Source organism: Nocardioides piscis (genome assembly GCF_011300215.1).
GTDB classification, from domain to species: domain Bacteria; phylum Actinomycetota; class Actinomycetes; order Propionibacteriales; family Nocardioidaceae; genus Nocardioides; species Nocardioides piscis.
This window is the reverse complement of the sequence record NZ_CP049866.1, coordinates 3356483-3376245: the sequence shown is the minus strand read 5'-3', so window position 1 is coordinate 3376245 and position 19763 is coordinate 3356483. Positions and strand designations below refer to the sequence as shown.

Sequence of the window (19763 nt, the reverse complement as noted above, 5' to 3'; positions counted from 1 at the left end):
TAACTACGGTTTGCACTGGGAGTTGCAACTGGGAGTCATGACCTGAGCTGGGAGGCAGGGGTTAATGCGTTTGTCACATTTCGGGGTGGGTGACGTGCGCCCTGGCGAGGTCATCGCCTGGGTGCCGACCGGCACCAGCCGGGCGGCGTTGGAGGCATGTCCTGCGGACCCGCGACCACTGACGCACGACCAGGAGCGACACCTGTCGGCACCGTCGGGTCGCAACCACCAGGATGCGGACGAGGTGCCGTGGATCGCGGTCGCCTGCCTGCTGGCCGACGCTCGGCCCGCGTCGGTGGCGGCCGCGCTTGCGAGCCTCTTCGACCGGCACGAGAGCCTGCGCTGCGACTACACGGTGGCCCCGTTCGCGACGCCCGGCGGAGCGCCGGGGCGGGCCGAGCCGTTCGTCCGCCGCGTGCTGCCCGCTGGCGTCGTGGAGTTCGAGCCCGTGCCGCTCGGGCGTCAGGAGACGGCGTTGGCGACGCACGCGGCCGTGATGGCCCACCTGGGCGCCACGGCCAACCCCGTGGCCTGGCCGCACTCCGGTTTCGTGACCATCGAGTCGGAGGGGCGAGTCACCCTGGTCGCCGCCTTCGACCACGTGACCTTCGACGGCTACTCGATGTACACCGTTGCCGCCGAGATTCCCTTGTTGCACCGGGTCTTCGCTGCCGGCGATGCTCCGGACCCGGCGCTGGCCCTCTCGGGGAGCCATCTCGACCACGCGGTCGACGAGCGCGGCTTCGCCCGCTCCCTCACCTCGCGTGACCCGCTCCTGGGGCCGTGGCGTGAGCTGCTCGACGAGTCCGGGCGGGTCCCGGCGCTCCCGGCGGCCAGTGGGGTGCGTCGCGGTGGCCAGCTGTCCCACGACCTGGTGTCGCTCCCGGTCGCTGCTCCTGGCGAGGCAAGCGCGTTTCGCGAGCTCTGTGGGTCCTGGGGCGTCTCGTACGGCCTGTCCTTCATCGCCCTGCTGCTCCGAGCCATCGCCGCCCAGGAGGGCCCGGGCCCGTCGACGATCAGGACGATGATGTCCACCCACGGGCGCTCGAGCCCCTATCTGGGATCCATGGGCTGGTTCGCCGGTGTCGCCCCGCTGACGGTCGACGTCGACCCGGCGGCCGAGCTGCGCGACTCGACCGCGGCGATCGGAGCCGCCTGGGCGCGCTCGGCCCCGTCGGGCCGGATCCCACTCGCCCTGGTGGGCGACCTGCTCGAGACCTCCGTCGATCCGAGCCTCGTGGTGTCCTTCATCGACGCCAAGCACTGCCCGGGGTGGCGCGACTGGCGCGCGACCGAGGCAAGGGGGTTCCTCGGCCGGGTCCCGCCCAGCGACCAGATGCACGCGTGGATCAGCTGCCTGCCCTCGGGCACTTTCCTCGAGGTGCGCCACCCCGACAGTCGCCAGTGCGCTAGCTGGGTCGCCAGCCTCGCCGTGACCATGCGCACCGCGTTGTTGTCCTCGCTCGACCCGCGGCGCGAGCTCGTGCCGTCCCTTCAGACCCCAGGAGCGTGACCGCCATGCAGATGACCCGCCTCGACGACCACGAGACCGTCACCGGCGACGTGTGGATCCTGCGTCCGAGCTCGCGCACGCAGCTGGCCATGACCCGGGCACGACGATCGGACGCGCAGCCTTCCTATCTGCAGGCTGCACACCTCGACCTGCGCCTGGCCATGGAACGCATCGACAAGCGTGACGCCAGCTGGCTGTGCATAGCGTTCGAGCGCGACGGCCGGGTCGACCCCGCCGTCCTGGCGGGAGCCCTGACGACCTGGGTCCGCCGCCACGGGGTCCTGCAGGGCTGGTTCACGGCCGAGGACGAGGGGTACGCCCGCTACGACCTCGATGTCGACGACATCGAGTTCGTCGCCGAGGCCGCAGGCACCGTCGAGGACATGGGGGCGCTGCGCGCGATCGTCGGCCCCCTGTTCGACGAGGTGTGCACCCCGTTCGACACGCTGGGCTACACCATGGTGGCGGTCGTCTCGGAGGGTCGGTCGGCCGTCTACCTGGGCCAGGACCACTGCTATTCGGACGGCTTCAGCTCCCTGATCGCGTTCACCGAGATCAATGAGCTCTACGCCGCGCAGGAGGAGCGACGCGAAGCCGTGCTGCCGCCCGTGGTGAGCTACACAGACTTCGCCCAGACGGAGCGCGACCTCGCCGCCGAGGTCACCATCGAGCACCCCGCCATCGGCTACTGGGCCGACTACGCCCTCAAGGACCTGGGCGCCCTGGCGACCTTCCCGATGGACCTCGGACTGGAGTCCGGCCAGCAGGAGCCCCTGGTGCCGGCACGGATCGACCTGCTCGACGGCCCACAGACCCAAGCCCTCGAGGGGCTGGCACGCCGCGACGGCGCCACCTTCCCCTCCATGGTCTATGCCGCCTGCGCGATCGCGGCTCGGGACCTGGCCGGCCGCTCGGCATACCGCTTCCTCAACCCGATCCACACCCGGACCGCGGCCGAGCACCTGCCGGCGATGGGCTGGTTCGTCAACCTGACGCCCATCCATGTCGACGTCGCTGCCGAGGACGACCTCGTCACGATCGCGCGCCGGGTGCGCGAGACGTTCAGGGCCGCCCAGGTGTGCGCCGACGTCCCGGTCCTGCGCGTGATGGAGCTGATCTCGGAGGTCTTCGGCTTCGAGACCGACAGCACCAAGCGACCGCCGATCGTCTCCTACCTCGACGGCAGGATGGTCCCCGGCAACGATCGGTGGGACGAGCAGCGCTTCCATGGGCTGACCGGGGGAGGGGACGACGACGACGTGAACGTGTGGATCAACCGGATGCCGGGCGGCACGCACGTCATGTGCGGCGTCCCGGACACCCCGATCGCCGTGAGCAACGTCTGGATGTTCTTCGAGCACGTCCGCGACACCCTGCGGGCCCACCTGGGCGTGCCGCTCGAGGCCGCCCACCGCGCAGAGAAGCCCCGGGACCGCTCTCCTGCGTAAGGGCTGACGTCCCGGGGCACGCGGACCTCGCTCAGGCGTTGATCGCGGTCCGCTCCTGGTCGTTGCCCTCGAGCGCCACCTCGATCTTGCGCGGCTTGGCCTTCTCGGCGACCGGGACCACCAGGCGCAGCACGCCGTCGGCATATGCCGCCTCGATGTGGTCCAGGTCGAGGTTGTCGCCGAGCACCAGCTGGCGGCTGAACATGCCCTTGGGCCTCTCGGACGCGAGCCGCTCCCAGTCGCCCTCGCGCTGGATGCGCTCGGCGCGGACCGTCAGCACGTTGCGCTCCACGTCGAGGTCGATGGTCTCCTTCGCCACACCGGGAAGGTCGAACTCGATGAAGAAGCGGTCACCCTCGCGCCAGGCGTCCATCGGCATCACCGCAGGACGCGTAGTGGTGCCCAGAACCTGCTGGGCAAGACGGTCGAGGTCACGGAATGGGTCTGTCGTACGCAGCAGCATCACTACCTCCTGATTCTCTGCCGTGGGCGCGGAGGCCCTCGGGATCTATATTTGTGGTTATAGGTTTTATATAGTCACCATGTGCGGAGAAATCAAGTGGAGGGGCCGGACGAGCGGCGAGGAGTCTTCGCGATCTCGGTGGCCGCCGAGATGGTGTCGATGCAGATCCAGAACCTGCGCGTCTATGAGCGCCGCGGGCTGGTGAGCCCCGACCGCACCCAGGGCGGGTCCCGCCTCTACAGCCCGGTGGACATCGACCGTCTGCACCGCGTCCGTGAGCTGCTCGCCGACGGGCTCAACCTCGCCGGGATCGCGCGCGTCCTGGTCCTGGAGGACCGCGTCCGGGAGCTGGAGGACCGCGACCGGGATCAGCCGAGAGCGTGAAGCATGTGGTCGAGCGACCGGCGTACGGCGCCGGGCGCATCGACCCAGATGAAGTGGCCGGCCCCCTCCACCACGTCCACGGAGGCGTTGACCATCACCTCGGCGGACTCGGTGGACGCGGTCACGGGCATCGGGCTGCGCTCACCGTGGACGAACACGGTGGGCACGTCGCAGCCGATCAGCGCCTTGTGGAGCCCCGGAAGCGACGACGCGATGTCCTCCCACATGTGGTCCTGGCCCTCCGCGATCGCGATCTCGGGCATGGGCGGTGCCTGCGCGGGGTCGGGGAAGTAGGCGGGCCACACGAGGCCGAGGTGCTCGTACTGGAGGTCGACGGGAAGTGATCCCGCCGCCTCCTCAGCGGCCTCGAGCTCATCGACCCGAGGCCGGTCGGCAGCCGGGACGCGTTCCTTCAGCGTTGCGCCGAACTCGGCCATGCCGCCGTCGCCGATCGCCCCGAGCGGGTCGATGACGAGGGCCGATCGCCAGCGATCGGGGTGCGCAGCGACGAGGTGCAGGGTCAGGTGGCCGCCCCAGGAGTGACCGCCGATGATCGGCCGCTCCCAGCCCAAGTGATCGGCCACAGCCACGGCGTCTGCCTTGTGCGCAGACACGGAGGTCGGGCCGTCGACGCTGGACGGCGCCAGGCCGCGCTGGGTGTAGGTGGCCACCGTGTAGCCGTCACGGAGCTCCTCGGCCAGGGGGCCGAGGTAGTCGGACAGTCCGGGCCCACCGTGGAGCAGCAGGATCTCCGGACCGGTGCCGGCGACGTCCCCCACCAGCTCACCGCGGGCGGTGGGCGCACGGAACCGGGTCATGGGCACACGCTAGTCACGGCGGAGGGCCCATGACATCCCCCATCGTGGGGGTGCTGGGCGCGCGCCCGTCTCGTCCCCGCGTCGCGAAGAAGCAGGTTGGCGGCCACGCTCCTAGGATCGGCCCATGGCCGCCTACCTCGAGCTCCTGCCCGCCGTCGACATCAAGGGCGGGCGGGCCGTGCAGCTCGTCCAGGGCGTGGACGGGTCGGAGAAGACGTTCGGCGACCCGATCGAGGCAGCGCTGCGCTGGCAGGAGGCGGGCGCGGAGTGGATCCACCTCGTCGACCTCGACGCGGCCTTCGGTCACGGCCACAACCGCGACCTGCAGGCCGAGATCGTGGGCACCCTCGACATCCAGGTCGAGATGAGCGGCGGCATCCGTGACGACGAGTCGCTCGAGGCGGCGATGGCGACCGGGTGTCGACGGGTCAACATCGGGACCGCCGCGCTCGAGCAGCCCGAGTGGTGCGCCAGGGCGATCGCGACGTATGGCGACCGCGTGGCCGTCGGCCTCGACGTCCGCGGCCGGACGCTGGCCGCGCGCGGGTGGACCCGCGAGGGCGGCGACCTCTACGACGTCCTGGCCCGCCTCGACTCCGAGGGCTGTGCGCGCTACGTCGTCACCGACGTCAACAAGGACGGCATGCTGCAGGGTCCCAACCTCCAGCTCCTGCGCGACGTGTGCGAGGCGACCGACCGCCCCGTCGTCGCCAGCGGCGGGGTGACGACCCTCGACGACATCCGCGCGCTGATGGAGCTGGTGCCGCTCGGCGTCGAGGGCGCGATCGCCGGCACGGCTCTCTATGAGGGCCGCTTCAGCCTCGAGGACGCGCTGGAGCTCACCTTGCCCACGGGGGCGTGATGACGCTCGCCATACGAGTCATCCCGTGCCTGGACGTCGATGGCGGTCGGGTGGTCAAGGGCATCAACTTCGCCGAGCTCCGGGACGCGGGCGACCCCGTCGAGCTGGCGCGCACCTATGACGCCGAGGGCGCAGACGAGCTGACCTTCCTCGACATCTCCGCCTCCCACGAGGGGCGCGCGACCACGATGGAGGTGGTGAGCCGCTGCGCCGAGGAGGTCTTCATCCCGCTGACCGTCGGTGGGGGCGTCAGCAGCGTCGAGGACGTCGACCGGCTGCTGCGCGCGGGCGCCGACAAGGTCGCGATGAACACCGCGGCCATCCACCGTCCCGAGCTGATCGCCGAGGTGTCCGACCGCTTCGGCAGCCAGGTCCTGGTGCTCTCGGTCGACGCGCGGCGGGCCGCGGGCCAGCCGAGCGGCTTCGAGGTCACCACCCACGGCGGACGCAAGAGCGCCGGCCTCGACGCGATCGAGTGGGCTGCCCGGGCCGCCGCGCTCGGCGCCGGCGAGATCCTGCTCAACGCGATGGACGCCGACGGCACCCAGGACGGCTTCGATCTCGAGCTGATCCGCGCCGTACGCCGCGAGGTCTCGGTGCCCGTGATCGCGAGCGGGGGAGCCGGGACCGTCGACCACTTCGCGCCCGCGGTCGACGCAGGCGCCGACGCGGTGCTGGCCGCGACCGTCTTCCACTTCGGCAGCCTGCGCATCGGCGAGGTCAAGGCCGGACTCGCGGCCGCCGGCCACCCCGTCCGCTAGCCCGGTCGTCCACCGCCCCGCCGGTTGGCTCGCCGTCGGTGCTCCGGCATAACCTCGCACCCGTTGGTGTTGGAGGCTGGTGTGGTGACGACGAGGGGCGACGACGGGTGAGCGGGCAGGCACTGCACGACGACGTGCACCACGGATCGACCACCCGCGAGGGCTTCGCCGTCCTCGGTGTCGCGATCCGGCGAGAGCCCTGGGTCTTCACCGTTGCCACCCTCGGTGCCGTCCTGTTCGGGGTGCTGACCGTCGCCGACGCGTGGGTGCTCGGCTGGTCGACCCAGAACGTCCTGATCCCCGCCTTCGAGACCGGCGAGATCGGCACCGACCTGCTGCTGTGGGTCGTCGCGCTGTTCCTCGGGGTCGCGCTCCTGCGCGCTGTCGGCATCGTCGCCCGGCGCCTCGGTGGCGGGATCATGTACTACCGGATGCAGTCACACACCCGGCGCGCGGTCACCCGCCAATACCTCGCGCTGCCGATGGAGTGGCACCAGCGCCACCCGACCGGCCAGCTGCTCTCCAACGCCTATTCCGACGTCGAGGCCGCCTGGGCGCCGATCATGCCGCTGCCGATGGCGCTCGGCACCGTGGTGATGATGGTCATCGCCGTCATCCAGATGTTCATCGCCGACGTGGTGATGGCCGTCGTCGGGCTGCTGGTCTTCCCGGCAGTGGTGCTCGCCAACCTCGCCTACCAGCACTTCGCCTCCCCGTTGATGACCCGCGCCCAGGGCCTGCGCGCCGAGGTCAGCGAGATCGCCCACGAGTCCTTCGACGGCGCGATGGTGGTCAAGACGCTGGGCCGCGAGCCCGAGGAGACCGACCGCTTCCGGGCCAAGGCCAACGAGCTGCGCGACGTCAACATCCGGGCCGGACGCATCCGCGCAGCCTTCGACCCCACGCTGGCCAGCCTGCCCAACATCGGCGTGCTGGTGGTCCTCGGCGTCGGGGTGTCACGGGTGATGAGCGGCGCGACCGATGCCGGCGACGTTGTCACGGTCGCCTATCTCCTGACCATCGTCTCCTTCCCGATCCGCGCGATCGGCTGGCTCCTGGGCGAGTTCCCACGCTCCGTGGTCGGTTTCCGTCGCGCCAAGGCCGTGATCGACGCGACCGGCTCCATGACGTATGGCGACGCCGACCTCCCGCGCACCAACGCCGGTGGACACCTCGTGGTCGATGACCTGCACTACTCCTACGAGCCGCAGACCCCGCTGCTCGCCGGTGTGAGCTTCGACGTCCACCCCGGTCGCACGGTGGCCATCGTCGGGCCGACCGCCTCCGGCAAGAGCACCCTGACCAACCTGATGGCGCGCCTCGTCGACCCGGACACCGGTCACATCCGGCTGGACGGCACCGACGTGCGTGAGCTGCGTCGCGGCGAGCTCTCGCGCGACGTCGCGCTGGTGGCGCAGACCGCCTTCCTCTTCGACGACACCGTGCGCGGCAACGTCACCCTCGGTGCCGACGTGCCTGACGAGGACGTCTGGGCGGCGCTGCGGACAGCCCAGGCCGACGGCTTCGTGGCGGCGCTGCCCGACGGGCTCGACGCCAGGCTGGGGGAGCGCGGCACCTCGCTCTCCGGAGGGCAGCGACAGCGGCTCTCGCTGGCTCGCGCACTGGTGCGCCGGCCGCGGCTGCTGATCCTCGACGACGCCACCTCCGCGGTCGACCCCGAGGTCGAGGCCAGGATCCTGGCGTCAGTGCGCGACGACATGTCCGGCAGCGCGGCGAGCCTGGTCGTCGTGGCCTACCGCAAGGCGACGATCTCTCTGGCCGACCAGGTCATCCACCTCGACCAGGGCCGAGTCGTGGGTCAGGGGACCCACGCCGAGCTGCTCGCCACCAGCGCCGACTACGCCCGGCTCGTCAACGCCTACGAGGTCGATGCATGAACACCCCACGCAATCCTGCGCTTTCCCCGCTTCCCCCGCTTCGCTCCGCCAGCCCACGATTCCGCGGGGACCCCTTATGAGCACCCTGACCCCGACGTCCGGGACCCAGATGGACACCGGCGCCGACATCAAGGCGATGGAGACGATCCGTCTCGGCATGCGCTATTCGCCCGAGCTGCGCGAGGGGCTGGGTGTCACCCTGCTGCTGGCGGTCGTCGCCTCCTGTGGGCAGGTCGTCGTCCCGATCGCGGTCCAGCAGACACTCGACCGCGGCCTCAACGGTCCCGACGGTCCGCGGCTCGACTACGTCGTGTGGATGGGGGTCGCGGCGTTCCTCGCCGTCGTGGTGACCAGCCTGGCGTCGTACGCCATGACGAGCCGGCTCTTCACCACCTCCGAGCGTGGCCTGGCCACCCTGCGCACCCGGGCCTTCCGCCACGTCCACGACCTGCCGTTGCTGACCCAGAACACCGAGCGCCGCGGGGCGCTCGTCTCGCGCGTCACCAGCGACGTCGACCAGGTCAGCCAGTTCCTGGTCTTCGGTGGACTCATCTTCGTGGTCAGCATCGGCCAGATCCTGGTGGCGACTGCCCTCATGCTGTTCTACAGCTGGGAGCTCGCGCTGGTCGTGTGGCTCTGCTTCGCCCCGCTCTTCTTGTCGCTGCGGTGGTTCCAGCGACGGCTCTCTGCCGCCTACACCGTGGTCCGACACCAGGTCGGAGTGCTGATGGGTGCCATCTCCGAGCCGGTCGTCGGGGCATCGGTGGTGAGGTCCTACGGCGTGGAGGCCCGCACCCAGGAGCGCATCGACACCGCCATCGATGACTGGCAGGAGGCCTATCTCAAGGCCCAGACCTTCACCGTGGTGTCGTTCTCCCTGGGCGGCATCTCCGCCGGCCTCGCCAACGCCGGCGTGATCGTGATCGGCGTGCTGCTGGGCTTCACCTCCGACATGACGCCCGGCACGGTGCTGGCCTTCGCGTTCCTGGTGACGTTGTTCGTGGGCCCCGTCCAGATGGGCACCCAGATCCTCACCGACGCGCAGAACGCGATCGCCAGCTGGCGACGCACGCTCGGCATCCTCGAGACGCCGGCCGACCTGATCGATCCCGGGCCCGAGGGGGTGTCGCTGCCGCGTGGGCCGATTGACGTCACGTTCGAGCGGGTCGGCTTCGCCTACCCCGGCGGGCCACCGGTGGTCATCGACCTCGACCTCCACATCGACGCCGGCACCCGGGTCGCCGTGGTGGGGGAGACCGGCTCCGGCAAGTCGACCGTCGCCAAGCTGCTGACGCGGCTGATGGATCCCGTCGAGGGTGCAGTGCTGCTCGACGGGATCGACGTGCGCACCATCGACTCGGGGTCGCTGCGACGCAGCGTCGTGCTGGTGCCGCAGGAGGGTTTCCTCTTCGACGACACCATCACCGCCAACGTCCGCTACGGCAGGATCGACGCCACGGAGGCCGAGATCCGCGCGTCGGCCGAGGAGCTGGGGCTGACCGGCTGGCTCGAGGGGCTCCCTCGCGGCCTCGACACGCAGGTTGGCCAGCGCGGCGAGTCGCTCTCGGCCGGCGAGAGGCAGCTCGTGGCGTTGCTCCGGGCGCATCTCGCCGATCCCGACCTGCTCGTGCTCGACGAGGCCACGAGTGCTGTCGACCCCCACCTGGAGATGCAGATCGGGCGCGCCCTGGAGCGACTGATGGCGTCGCGCACGTCGGTCACCATCGCTCACCGGCTCTCGACTGCGGAGAACGCCGACGAGGTGATCGTCATGGACAAGGGTCGGGTCGTGCAGCGCGGGCATCACAGCGACCTGCGCAACGAGGTCGACAGCATCTATGCCGGACTGCACGCGAGCTGGGTCGCACAACACGACGTCTAACTGCCTCGATCGGCTTCCACCCACCGGTTAGGGTCATGACGTGAAGTCCGCGGGCAAGCGCATCGTGGTCGAAACGCTGGGCTGGATCCTCCTTCTGGCCGGCGTGGCGGCGGTCTTCCTGCCCGGTCCTGGGCTGCTGGGCATCTTCGCCGGCCTGGCACTGCTGTCCCGGCAGTACGAGTGGGCCGACCGCCGGGTCGAGCCCGTGCGGCTGCGCGCGATGCTCGGCGCCGCCGAGGGTGTGGAGACCTGGCCCCGGATCGTGCTGTCCGCTCTCGCCGCGGTCGGCCTGGCGGCGTGCGGCGTGCTCTGGATCATGAAGCCGCCGGCCCCTGAGTGGTGGCCCTTCGTCGAGACGTGGTGGCTGCCCGGCGGCATGTGGACCGGCATCACCCAGGTCGCCTCCGCGTTCATCGCCGTCGGCCTGATCGTCTACAGCTATCGCCGCTTCCACGACCAGCCCGACGCGGTGGACAAGCTCAAGAAGGCGATCAAGGACAGGTCGGCGAAGGAGCCGGTTTCGTGACTGGCGGCAGGCGCCTGTAGAGTCGCGGCCGCAACCACACGGGCGATTGGCGCAGTGGTAGCGCGCTTCGTTCACACCGAAGAGGTCACTGGTTCGAACCCAGTATCGCCCACCAGCTCCATGACCGCCTCTGACCTGCAAAGCACAGCAGGTCGGAGGCGATCGACATTTCAGTTCCCACATCGGCGGCTGACCCTGGTCGGGTGGGCGGGGTTGACCTCGGTGGTGTCCCGGACCCGGATATGACTCTCGTCACCAGCACAGAGCCCGAATACTGGGACAACTCAGTGGGGTCACCCAACGCGCCAAGATGTCTGTGAGTATACGGCCGTTCGTGAGGCTGGTTCGGGGAGAATGGGGGAGAGCTTTTGCCTGCGCAATTGGTTCCTCGGGTCCTGCTGTTGGGTTGGAAACCCGAGGCCGCGGCCAAGCAGCTGCACGAATTGGGGGCCCGTGTCGTATGTGTGGCTTCGTTGCCAGAGGCTGACGCCGCCTTCCGGGCCGAATGCGTCGAAGAAGTAGTTCCTGTTGCTGACCCGTCCAATGTCGAACAAGTATTGGCAGCCGTCGCGAGAGCTGGGTATTCGCTGACGCAGTTCGACGTGGTCGCAGGCGCCTACGAGTTCACGGTTGTTCCTGCTGCCGTGGTCGGCCAGCTCGCGGGTGCGCGGGCTCAACCCGTCGCCGTCGCGCTGGCACTGCGCGACAAGCTTCTCCAGAAGACACTGGTCCGTTCCGCCGGTGTCGCCGTGGCCAGGTGCGAAGCATGTGAGTCACCGGACGCCGTGGTCGAGGCGATTGAGCGCGTCGGTGGTCTTCCGGTCGTGGTCAAGCCTCTTGCCGGGGCCGGAGCGCGTGACACCTACCGGCTGAGCTCGATGGTGGAGGTCGAGGAGTGGGTCGGCGCAGCTGCGGCCGAGCCATGTCTTGTGGAGGAGTTCGTGGATGGGCGCGAACTCCATCTCGATGGTGTGGTTCGCGAGGGGCACGTGGGTGTCCTGGCCGTCTCGCGCTACTTGAGCAACGTCATCGACATCCGTCAGGGAGCCGATGTGGCGTCGGTGTGTCTTCCTCCTGCCAGGAACGTCGAGCTGTACGCACATGCCCACTCATTGGTGGGTCAGGCGCTGCACGCGCTGGGCCACCTGGATGGCGTGTTCCACCTCGAGGCCTTCGAGCAGTCCGAGGGTGGGCTCGTGTTCAGCGAGTGTGCGGGTCGAGTCGGGGGCGGGCGGATCGACGAGGTCATCCGCTTGGCCACCGGAGTCGATCTGTATCGGCACTGGGCGCTGGCCGCTCTCGGACAGATCGCCCACGACTGTTCCTCTGCGACCACGATCGTGCCGGACGCCCAGACCTACGGGTTTGCGCATCTGACAGCACCCCGCGGCAGGATCGTCTCCTTGCCAGGGACCGAGGAGCTGCTGGAACGGACGGGGATCGTTCATGCAGAGCTGAAGCTCAGTCCTGGCATGTCGATGGATGACAGCAGTCGTGACTCCAACACTCGGGCCGGTCGAATCATCGTTCGGGGCAGTGACCCCGCGTCCGTGGTGGACACGCTGACAGATGCAGTCCGTTGGTTCCGCAGCGCGGTTGTCGTCGACTGATTGACGCGGGGCCGCCGCCATCGCTGCTGGCTGCTCTGATGCATGGGCTGAAGACACACGAAGTAAACAAGCGTGCGCAGACACACAATTCGGGGGGAACATGCGGGAAAAGACACTTCTGGGCGGTGCAGCAATCGATTCTCTTGGATCGGGGCTGTTCATGGCGTCTGCCCCGGTCTATTTTCTCAGCCTTCGCCATTTCGAGCCCACCACCGTCGCATTGGTCCTCACGGTGGCCGCAGCTTGTGGCTTGCTCACTCCGATGCCCGTTGGGCGACTTGCTGACCGGGTCGGTCCGGTCCGTACGTACTTTTTTCTCGCGCTGGTCCGGGCGGGCGGCTACGCGGCCTACGCACTGGTCGAGGACGTGTGGCAGTACGCCACGCTGACGTGTCTCCTCGTCGCAGCGGACAGGGCGTCCTCACCTCTCTTCCAGATCATCGTCGCGGGTGTGACGGACGAGAGTCGCCGAGTGCGGGTGCTGTCGCGGGTTCGGGCGGTTCGCAACGTCGGCCTCACTGGGGGGATCCTGCTGGCGGGCCTGGTGATAGTCACCGAGTCAGCCGCCGTCTACCGGGCCGCATACCTGATGGACGGCCTCACCTACGTCTTGCTGGCTGGCGCGGTCTATCGGGCGACCAGGGGAGCAGTCCCGACCCGGCCGGCGCCGGCCAGCGATGGGCCAGTGCATGAGCGGCCGCGTGGGTCCTCGCCGCTGCGCAACCGCGACTACATGATCTTCACGTTCTGCAGCGGTGTCTTCACTCTCTACGACACGCTGGCCATCACTCTGCTACCGATCTGGCTGATCACCTCCACCGACCTGCCGAAGACCAGTCTTCCGGTCCTGCTGGCGGTGAACACGGTCCTCACCGTGGTCCTGCAGCTCCTTCTCCCGGCGATGCTGGAGAAGCGGACGGCAAGGGGTACGGCCATGCGAGTTGCTGCCGCGCTGCTGGTCACGGCCTGTGCCCTGTTCGCGGCCTCGGAGACGGTGGGGCTGTACTCGGCTGTAGCACTGGCACTCGGTGCTGTTGTCGTCCTGACCATCGGCGAGAACCTGCATGCAATCCTCGCCTGGGAATGGTCCTACACCATGGCTGACCCGAGGAGCCAGAGCCATTACCTGGGCGCCTTCAGCCTCGGGGTCTCCCTCCAGCAGCTCGTCGGTCCACTTCTGCTGGTGGCCGTCTTCATGCCTCTTCAAACCGCTGGCTGGGCACTGCTGGGGTTGCTGTTCCTGGTGTCAGCCGAGGGTCTGATCTGGGCCGTGGGCCGGCTGCGGAGCGAGTCTGAGTGCGCACAGGACTCGAGTGGATCGCCAGAGCTCGTCCTTGTTGTCGAGGGAGAAACCCGTGCCAGTGCCTGACATGAACCTCGAACACGCGCCTTCGCCGTCACCCGGTGCCCGCTCGCGACATGATGATGGGACAAGTCGCTGCTTCGTGCTCGGTGGCGAAGTCATGTCGCCAGTCATGTTGCTCCGCGAGTCCGCGTTGCAGAACAACATCGAGAACATGGCTGAATTCGCCGACAGGCATGGGGTCCTGATCGCTCCTCATGCCAAGACGACGATGTCCGGCGAACTGGTGCGGCGCCAGTTGGGTGCGGGCGCCTGGGGGATGTCGGTGGCCAATGGGGCACAACTTCGAATCGTTCGTTCTTTCGGCGTGAAGCGGTTGCTCCTGGCAAATCAGCTGGTCGATACGGCGACGATCAGATGGATGGTCGACGACTTGAACAGTCATCCCGAAAACGAGTTCTGCTGTTTCGTGGACTCGGTGGAGGGAGTCGACCTGCTGGAGAACGTTCTGCGCTCCACACCACCCCGACGTCGGGTGCGGGTTCTTGTGGAACTGGGGCCTACGGCGGGCAGAGCAGGCTGCCGAACCATCGACCAGGCGCTCTTGGTGGGTGAGGCCGTGGATCGAGCCTCGCACCTCGCACTGGCCGGCGTGGCGGGCTACGACGGTGTCGTGGGCGAGAACCGCTCCCAGGACACGGTGCGGGCCGTGCACAGCTTCTGCGATTTCGTCGATCAGGTGACCACACGGTTGGAAAGGCTTGAGCTGCTGCGGCCCGGCACGTCCATGATCAGTATGGGTGGCGCATTCTTCGACCTCGTGACCGAGCATTTCGTTGCCCTGCGCGCAGACCGTCCCGAGCGGATCTTGTTGCTGAGGCCGGGGGGCTACATCTCTCACGATCAGGGTCTGTATGCGCGGGTCACTGCTGTTGGGGCCGAGTCGAGCCCGGTGCGACTCGAGTCCGCCCTCGAGCTGTGGGGTCGTGTGCTCTCCCGCCCCGAACCGAACCTGGCGATCCTGGACATCGGTCGCCGAAATGCCCCCTATGACCAAGACCTGCCTACACCGGTGACCATCCGGTCTGCAGACGGCAGCGAGATCCGCAGTGCACACGGAATGCGCATCACCCAGCTCAGTGATCAACATTCTTATCTGAGATTCGAAGAGAATGCCGGCCCGGCAGTCGGAGAGTGGGTCGGATGTGCCGTATCCCATCCGTGCACAGCATTCGACAAGTGGCGCGAGCTCCTTGTGATCGATGACGACTACACCGTCGTCGGACGCGTCACCACACGGTTTTGAGATAGAGACGAAGGCGGAGGAAGAAGTTCTATGAGACCCATTGTGATCTACACCGGCGGCACGCTGGAAGACCCTGACATGGCCAAGACGGCTCACGCCATCGCCCGGTTCCTGCCCGACCAAGTGCACAGCGTGTGGGACAGCAAGAGCGCAGGGGCGCTGCTGAGCGACATCGTCCCTGGAAGCATGTGTCGCGCCCCCGTCGTGAGCGCTCTGGACCAAGGGTTGGACGAGTTCGACCTGGTCATCGGCTTCGCCCCTATCGGAGGGGACCTGACGGAGTCCCAGCGCGCCGACCTTGCTGCAGCGATGCGGCCCGGTATCCGTCTGGTCAACGGGCTGCACGAGCCGCTCGACCTGCCCGGCACCCTCAACCTCCGCCACCTGCACGCCACCTCTCGCCCTATCGCGCAGGGGATGGAGTTCGACTCCTTCCGGGTCCTCACGGTCGGTACGTCGCATGCGATGGGAAAGATGACCGCCACGGTCGCTGTGCATGAGGAGATGAGCCGGCGTTCAGTTGACGTCGCCTGGGTCGCCACCGGGCAGACCGGCATGATTCTGGCAGGCGAGGGCCGGGTGCTCGACTCGATCCCTGTGGACTTCGTGCCAGGGCACATCGAACAGATGCTCTCGGAGGTGGACCGAGAGGGGCGGATCGTCCTGGTCGAGGGACAGGGCTCCATCTTCCATCCGAGCTATTCAGGTCTCACCGCATCCCTCTTCCACACCGTTGCGCCACAGGCGTTCGTCCTGTGCGCGCGAATCGGGCAGGATCATCACCTCGGGTTCAGGCAAAGGATCCCGTCCGTGCAACAGGCGCTGGAAGGCTACGCGGCCCTCGGGGCGGCCCTGGGCGTCAAGTCCTCCTGCGTCGCTGTCAGCCTCGACTCCTCTCGCTCGACCCCGGAGCGGTACTACGAGGAGAAGGCACGCCTCTCCCAGGCGACGGGGCTCGTCGTCGTGGATCCGGTGTACGAAGGATCTGCCGAACTGATCGCGGACGCGATCCTTGCCCGCATGGGAGAGGGCGTGTGAGCAAGTGGGCCAACCTGCGACTGATCGAGAGCTTCGGGATCGGAGTCGCCGTGCCGCCGTGGATCCTGATCCCGGAGGGTGAACCGTGTGACGTCGCTGCCTTGACGGGTTTGGACGGCGACCTCTTCGCAGTCCGCAGCTCAGCCAATTGCGAGGACGGGGCGTTGAACAGCTTCGCGGGGATATTCGAGTCCCGGCTCTGTGTTCCGCGCAGTGAGGTCACGGATGCGGTCACGGCGGTCCGGGCATCGGCGCACACCGAGAGGTGCAAGGTCTATCTGGACCAAGTCGGGTTGAGCAGCACCCAGATCTCGATGGACGTGATCGTCCAGCGCATGCTCAGTGCGCGAATCGCTGGGGTCGCTTTCTCGCGTCATCCGCTCCGGCCGGACTCGGGCACCTTGATCGAGGTCGTCCACGGGCTGGGCGAGACCTTGGTCGGTGGTCAGTCCCACGGCGACCAGATCGAGCTGGATGCCAAAGGCAACACTCTGACCTATCAGGTCGCTCATCAGTCTCATCGGCTTGTCGCTGGACCAGTTCGACCCGTGCGCGAACCGGTTCCCCTCTTGGAGCAGTCGGCGATGAAGATGACGGCGGGGGAGATCGCTGAGATCGACGCCCTGGTGCGAGCGCTGCGGACCCGCATGGGGTGCGAGATCGACGTGGAGTTCGCCTACGCGAAGAACGACCTCTACTTGCTGCAGGCAAGGCCGCTGACCGGTTCGACTTCTTGATTGGATGGTGACTCACCATGTGCGGAATTCTCGGCTCGATCGGGTCCTCTCCCGACCGGGAGATGTTTGCCAATGCCCTGTCAGGGATGGAGCATCGGGGGCCGGACGCCCTCAGGCAGATCGACGTACGGCTCGGTGACCGGCGTGTGCTGTTGGGGTTCGCGCGGCTGGCCATCCAGGACCTTTCTCCCGCGGCGGACCAACCGTTGTCGCGGGGGACCTGCACGGTCCTGTTCAACGGCGAGATCTACAACGCCGACCGGGTGCGCGAGGAGCTCTCGGGGCGAGGGAGCACCTTCATCACCACGGGTGACGCCGAGGTGGTTGCCGAGGCGATCAGTGTCTTCGGGTTCCTTGCAGCCGTGAAGCGGTTCGACGGGATGTTCGCCATCGCGGCATATGACCATGTCCAGCAAAGGCTGTGGCTGGCGCGCGACCGATTCGGGATCAAGCCACTGTTCGTCCACTGCAGTGGCGGCGAGCTGGCCTTCGCCAGCGAGGTGGCAGCACTCCTTGACCTGATCCCGTCGCTGACTGCAGACGTGGACATCGACTATCTCGCCCGCAAGAGTCTCCTCGACCCCTTCATCGGCTTCGACCCCACCCGCACGGCTTTCCGTCAGGTGCAGGCCCTGGCGCCGGGAACCGTCGCCACGTGGCACGAGGGAATCTTGAGCGAGACCCCCTACTACGATCTCCTGGAAGCGGCGAACGCCCCCCGCGACCCGATCGACCTGTCGGAGACCTTCGCCCGCGTCGTCCGTGAGCACACGGTCTCCGATGCGTCCTTGGGCTTCGCTCTGTCCGGCGGGCTGGACTCATCTCTCATCCTGGCGACGGCCGCAGCCCAAGGGGGTGACCTGGTCGCTTTCACTCTCGACTTCGGTCCCAACAGCCTCGAGTTCGACGAGGACGGCAGGTGGGCCGCGTTGCTGGCACAGCGGCTGCTGTCGACGAGTGGGCGGCACGAGATCCTCCCGTCCCCGCCTCCGTGGACCCTGGAGCAGATCGACGCATGTGTTCGAACCCTGGCGAGTCCGCTCTACGACGACCGGGTCCGCGTCTGGGACCACATCTATTCCCAGGTCTCGCGCACAGGGGTCCGGGTGGTGCTCAACGGTCAGGGAGCGGATGAGTTCTGGTACGGGTACTACCCCCAGATCTGGAGCTGGTTCTCGCAGATCTATCACCGGCCCCACGAAGCCGATTCATATCTGGACTACTTCCGCACTCGGTGGCACGAGTCTCCGCTGTCGGGTGTGCTGGATCCGGCGCACGAGGCGCGTCTGGACGATCTCGCGCGCGAAGTCTTCCAAACCGTCGACGATCAAGGGAGTGGCAATGACACACGCCGGAAGGTCTCGGCATTCTTGGTGCGCACCTGCCTCGGCGCGATCCTTGAGTTCGAGGATCTCATGTCGATGAGGAGCGGCGTCGAAGTGCGAGTGCCGTTCCTGGATCGCGAGCTGGCTGAGGAGGCCTTCCGGATCCCGTCCGCGCAACACCTTCCCGGCGACGAGCCGTCCGGCAAGGCGCTCCTCAAGGACGCACTGGGTGGGTGTCTTCCGTCCGAGATCGTCCACCGGCGCAAGCAGCCCTTGCCGAAGACGACGTCGGGAGGCGCCGAGCTGCTCGCCCTCTTCGAGGAGCATCTGCCACAGATGCGCGAACACCCGCTCGTGCAGGCGCTCTATCTGCCCGAGGAGCTCAAACGCCTGGTGGATCCCGGGGTCGAAGGGTCCTTCTACGGCAATCTGGACGAGGCGCGCCTCCAAGTGCTGAGCACCTGGCGGTTCGGAGAGGTGTTCCATGGATGAGCTGCTCTTGCAGTGGGAGTCGCCTGTGCTCGACTACTACTGGTGCCACCACCTGCTCCACGACGTCTACGTCTCTGGCGAAGTACGGGCCATCCTCGGTGATCAGGAGCGGCAGTGGCTCGCATCCTGCGACGAAGACGGATTCGGCTTCTGGATTCCACAAGGAGAGGTGTCGCGCATGGCCGCGGCCGCGCGCGAGTTCTATGCCGATGCGGCTCGCCTGAGCGCCTATTTCGCCCTGATCGAGGATCTCTCGTCGGAACTGGAGAAGCTCCCCTGGGAGCCGGATGGGGAAACCTCGCTGGCGGGTCTTCACACGCTGGAGACGCTCTTCCACCGAGCCATCAGCCTCCACCTGTGCAGTCAACCCCACTTGACGGCGGTGGTTGACGCCGCGCTCATGCAGGGGCTTGACGAGCTCGAGCTCCTGCCGGAGGCACGTCAAGAGGTGTTGGACTGGCTGCTGCGTCCGCGCCGGCTGCCGCAGGTCCTGCGCGAGCGCTTGGAGTGGCACGACAACGTGTTGGCCGCGGCGGCCGGGGACCAGCGAGATCGTCTGTTGGCGCACCACGCCACCTGGACCTACCTCACCGCTGGGGACTCCAAGCAACCGACAAGCGTGTCCGACCTCCAACACCGGCTCCACGTCGATCAAGAGGACCTGGAGACCGTCGGGATGCAGGCCGACAGGCTACGAGCCGCCGCGTCGGGGATCCTCAACCCGATGCCATCCGTGTTGGCCGGACAGGATGAGCTGTGCGCGCGAGCAGCGGTGGTCAGGGACCTGTCGTACTACCGCTTCATGACCCGTCAGTGCTGGATGAAGGTCTGGTACCTGATGGAACAGGCACGGGCCAGGCTGGGCATGGTCGAGGACGGCCTCGTCGCCGAGGAGGTTTTCGAGGGCCGACCCACCCGAGGTGATCGCTCCAGCTACGTCCTGGAATGCACCGACGGTTTCATGGAGCTCTTCTACAACGGGACCGATGTGGCCAGACGGGGCGAGAGGCTCTCGATGGAGACGATGCTTGGTTCACGGGTCCTGACCGGTGCCACCGGCTTTCCTGGGCGGGTCCGTGGCGTGGTGCTCAACATTTCATGGACCGACTCCTTGGAGGCCAAGCGAGACCTGATCGGCGATGACACGATCCTCGTGACGCCGCAGACGACGCCGGACTTCGTCCCGTTGCTCAACCGCTGTGCCGGCCTGGTGACCGATGAAGGAGGGCTGACGGGGCACGCCAGCATCATTGCCCGCGAGATGAGACTGCCCGCGCTCATCGGAACACGCTTCGGAACCAAGCTCCTTCGAGACGGAGACGTGGTGGAGCTGGACGCCTCGGCGGGAAGGATCGACATTGTTCACCGATGAAGCCACCGAGACGCTCGTGGTTCCC

General features: G+C 67.7%; 17 protein-coding genes and 1 tRNA gene. 16 read left to right on the top strand and 2 right to left on the bottom strand.

The window, feature by feature from the left end:
* Positions 1–85: 85 nt before the first annotated feature.
* Both G7071_RS16570 and G7071_RS16565 read left to right on the top strand, forming a co-directional pair.
* On the top strand, positions 86–1513 hold the full coding sequence (locus G7071_RS16570) for a condensation domain-containing protein (RefSeq protein WP_166320490.1): 1428 nt from the start codon (positions 86–88) through the stop codon (positions 1511–1513).
* A gap of 5 nt (positions 1514–1518) precedes the next feature.
* Positions 1519–2961 (top strand): condensation domain-containing protein, encoded by a 1443-nt coding sequence (locus tag G7071_RS16565; RefSeq protein WP_166320489.1) that lies wholly within the window; start codon positions 1519–1521, stop codon positions 2959–2961.
* 31 nt (positions 2962–2992) lie between these two features.
* On the opposite strand, the gene G7071_RS16560 is transcribed toward G7071_RS16565, so the two are convergent.
* Positions 2993–3424, bottom strand: a complete 432-nt coding sequence (locus tag G7071_RS16560; protein ID WP_166320488.1) for an Hsp20/alpha crystallin family protein — start codon at positions 3422–3424, stop codon at positions 2993–2995.
* Positions 3425–3520: 96 nt separating this feature from the next.
* Here G7071_RS16560 and G7071_RS16555 point away from each other — a divergent pair, with 96 nt between their 5' ends.
* Complete coding sequence (locus tag G7071_RS16555; RefSeq protein ID WP_246210093.1) at positions 3521–3808, top strand: MerR family transcriptional regulator; 288 nt, start codon at positions 3521–3523, stop codon at positions 3806–3808.
* Here the strand turns inward: G7071_RS16555 and G7071_RS16550 are convergent.
* Positions 3793–4626: an alpha/beta fold hydrolase gene (locus tag G7071_RS16550; RefSeq protein WP_166320486.1), complete on the bottom strand. Its 834-nt coding sequence runs from the start codon at positions 4624–4626 to the stop codon at positions 3793–3795. The genes G7071_RS16555 and G7071_RS16550 overlap by 16 nt on opposite strands.
* 124 nt (positions 4627–4750) lie before the next feature.
* Between G7071_RS16550 and priA the strand changes: the two genes are divergently transcribed.
* From priA to G7071_RS16485, 13 genes are all read left to right on the top strand, one after another.
* On the top strand, positions 4751–5488 hold the full coding sequence (priA, locus tag G7071_RS16545) for a bifunctional 1-(5-phosphoribosyl)-5-((5-phosphoribosylamino)methylideneamino)imidazole-4-carboxamide isomerase/phosphoribosylanthranilate isomerase PriA (RefSeq protein ID WP_166320485.1): 738 nt from the start codon (positions 4751–4753) through the stop codon (positions 5486–5488).
* The gene (gene hisF / locus G7071_RS16540) at positions 5488–6249 is read left to right on the top strand and encodes an imidazole glycerol phosphate synthase subunit HisF (protein WP_166320484.1); all 762 of its coding nucleotides are present in this window, start codon (positions 5488–5490) and stop codon (positions 6247–6249) included. Before priA ends, hisF begins: the two co-directional genes overlap by 1 nt.
* 107 nt (positions 6250–6356) lie before the next feature.
* Positions 6357–8147 (top strand): ABC transporter ATP-binding protein, encoded by a 1791-nt coding sequence (locus G7071_RS16535; protein WP_246210092.1) that lies wholly within the window; start codon positions 6357–6359, stop codon positions 8145–8147.
* A gap of 76 nt (positions 8148–8223) precedes the next feature.
* The gene (locus G7071_RS16530; RefSeq protein WP_166320483.1) at positions 8224–10029 is read left to right on the top strand and encodes an ABC transporter ATP-binding protein; all 1806 of its coding nucleotides are present in this window, start codon (positions 8224–8226) and stop codon (positions 10027–10029) included.
* A 40-nt stretch (positions 10030–10069) separates the two neighbouring features.
* Positions 10070–10555 carry a PGPGW domain-containing protein gene (locus G7071_RS16525; protein ID WP_166320482.1) on the top strand — a complete coding sequence of 162 codons (486 nt, stop codon included), beginning with the start codon at positions 10070–10072 and terminating at the stop codon, positions 10553–10555.
* A gap of 40 nt (positions 10556–10595) precedes the next feature.
* Positions 10596–10670, top strand: a tRNA-Val gene (locus G7071_RS16520).
* Positions 10671–10935: 265 nt separating this feature from the next.
* On the top strand, positions 10936–12165 hold the full coding sequence (locus G7071_RS16515; protein WP_166320481.1) for an ATP-grasp domain-containing protein: 1230 nt from the start codon (positions 10936–10938) through the stop codon (positions 12163–12165).
* Between the two features lie 100 nt (positions 12166–12265).
* Positions 12266–13534 carry an MFS transporter gene (locus G7071_RS16510; protein ID WP_166320480.1) on the top strand — a complete coding sequence of 423 codons (1269 nt, stop codon included), beginning with the start codon at positions 12266–12268 and terminating at the stop codon, positions 13532–13534.
* A 1-nt stretch (position 13535) separates the two neighbouring features.
* Positions 13536–14774: an alanine racemase gene (locus tag G7071_RS16505; protein WP_166320479.1), complete on the top strand. Its 1239-nt coding sequence runs from the start codon at positions 13536–13538 to the stop codon at positions 14772–14774.
* Between the two features lie 42 nt (positions 14775–14816).
* Positions 14817–15812, top strand: coding sequence for a DUF1611 domain-containing protein (locus G7071_RS16500; protein ID WP_166320478.1), 996 nt, complete (start codon positions 14817–14819; stop codon positions 15810–15812).
* Positions 15809–16549, top strand: a complete 741-nt coding sequence (locus G7071_RS16495; RefSeq protein ID WP_343043508.1) for a PEP/pyruvate-binding domain-containing protein — start codon at positions 15809–15811, stop codon at positions 16547–16549. Before G7071_RS16500 ends, G7071_RS16495 begins: the two co-directional genes overlap by 4 nt.
* A gap of 17 nt (positions 16550–16566) precedes the next feature.
* Entirely contained in the window at positions 16567–18366 is a 1800-nt protein-coding gene (asnB, locus tag G7071_RS16490; protein WP_166320476.1) for an asparagine synthase (glutamine-hydrolyzing), read from the top strand.
* Positions 18359–19738, top strand: a complete 1380-nt coding sequence (locus G7071_RS16485; protein WP_166320475.1) for a PEP-utilizing enzyme — start codon at positions 18359–18361, stop codon at positions 19736–19738. The genes asnB and G7071_RS16485 overlap by 8 nt, the downstream gene beginning before the upstream one ends.
* Positions 19739–19763: the final 25 nt, after the last annotated feature.

Bases quoted from the DNA above. Each gene is read 5' to 3' on its own strand.
- G7071_RS16565 (WP_166320489.1), top strand. From the start codon at position 1,519: ATGCAGATGACCCGCCTCGACGACCACGAGACCGTCACCGGCGACGTG.
- G7071_RS16560 (WP_166320488.1), bottom strand. From the start codon at position 3,424: ATGCTGCTGCGTACGACAGACCCATTCCGTGACCTCGACCGTCTTGCC.
- G7071_RS16550 (WP_166320486.1), bottom strand. From the start codon at position 4,626: ATGACCCGGTTCCGTGCGCCCACCGCCCGCGGTGAGCTGGTGGGGGAC.
- priA (WP_166320485.1), top strand. From the start codon at position 4,751: ATGGCCGCCTACCTCGAGCTCCTGCCCGCCGTCGACATCAAGGGCGGG.
- hisF (WP_166320484.1), top strand. From the start codon at position 5,488: ATGACGCTCGCCATACGAGTCATCCCGTGCCTGGACGTCGATGGCGGT.
- G7071_RS16530 (WP_166320483.1), top strand. From the start codon at position 8,224: ATGAGCACCCTGACCCCGACGTCCGGGACCCAGATGGACACCGGCGCC.
- G7071_RS16510 (WP_166320480.1), top strand. From the start codon at position 12,266: ATGCGGGAAAAGACACTTCTGGGCGGTGCAGCAATCGATTCTCTTGGA.
- G7071_RS16505 (WP_166320479.1), top strand. From the start codon at position 13,536: ATGAACCTCGAACACGCGCCTTCGCCGTCACCCGGTGCCCGCTCGCGA.
- asnB (WP_166320476.1), top strand. From the start codon at position 16,567: ATGTGCGGAATTCTCGGCTCGATCGGGTCCTCTCCCGACCGGGAGATG.
- G7071_RS16485 (WP_166320475.1), top strand. From the start codon at position 18,359: ATGGATGAGCTGCTCTTGCAGTGGGAGTCGCCTGTGCTCGACTACTAC.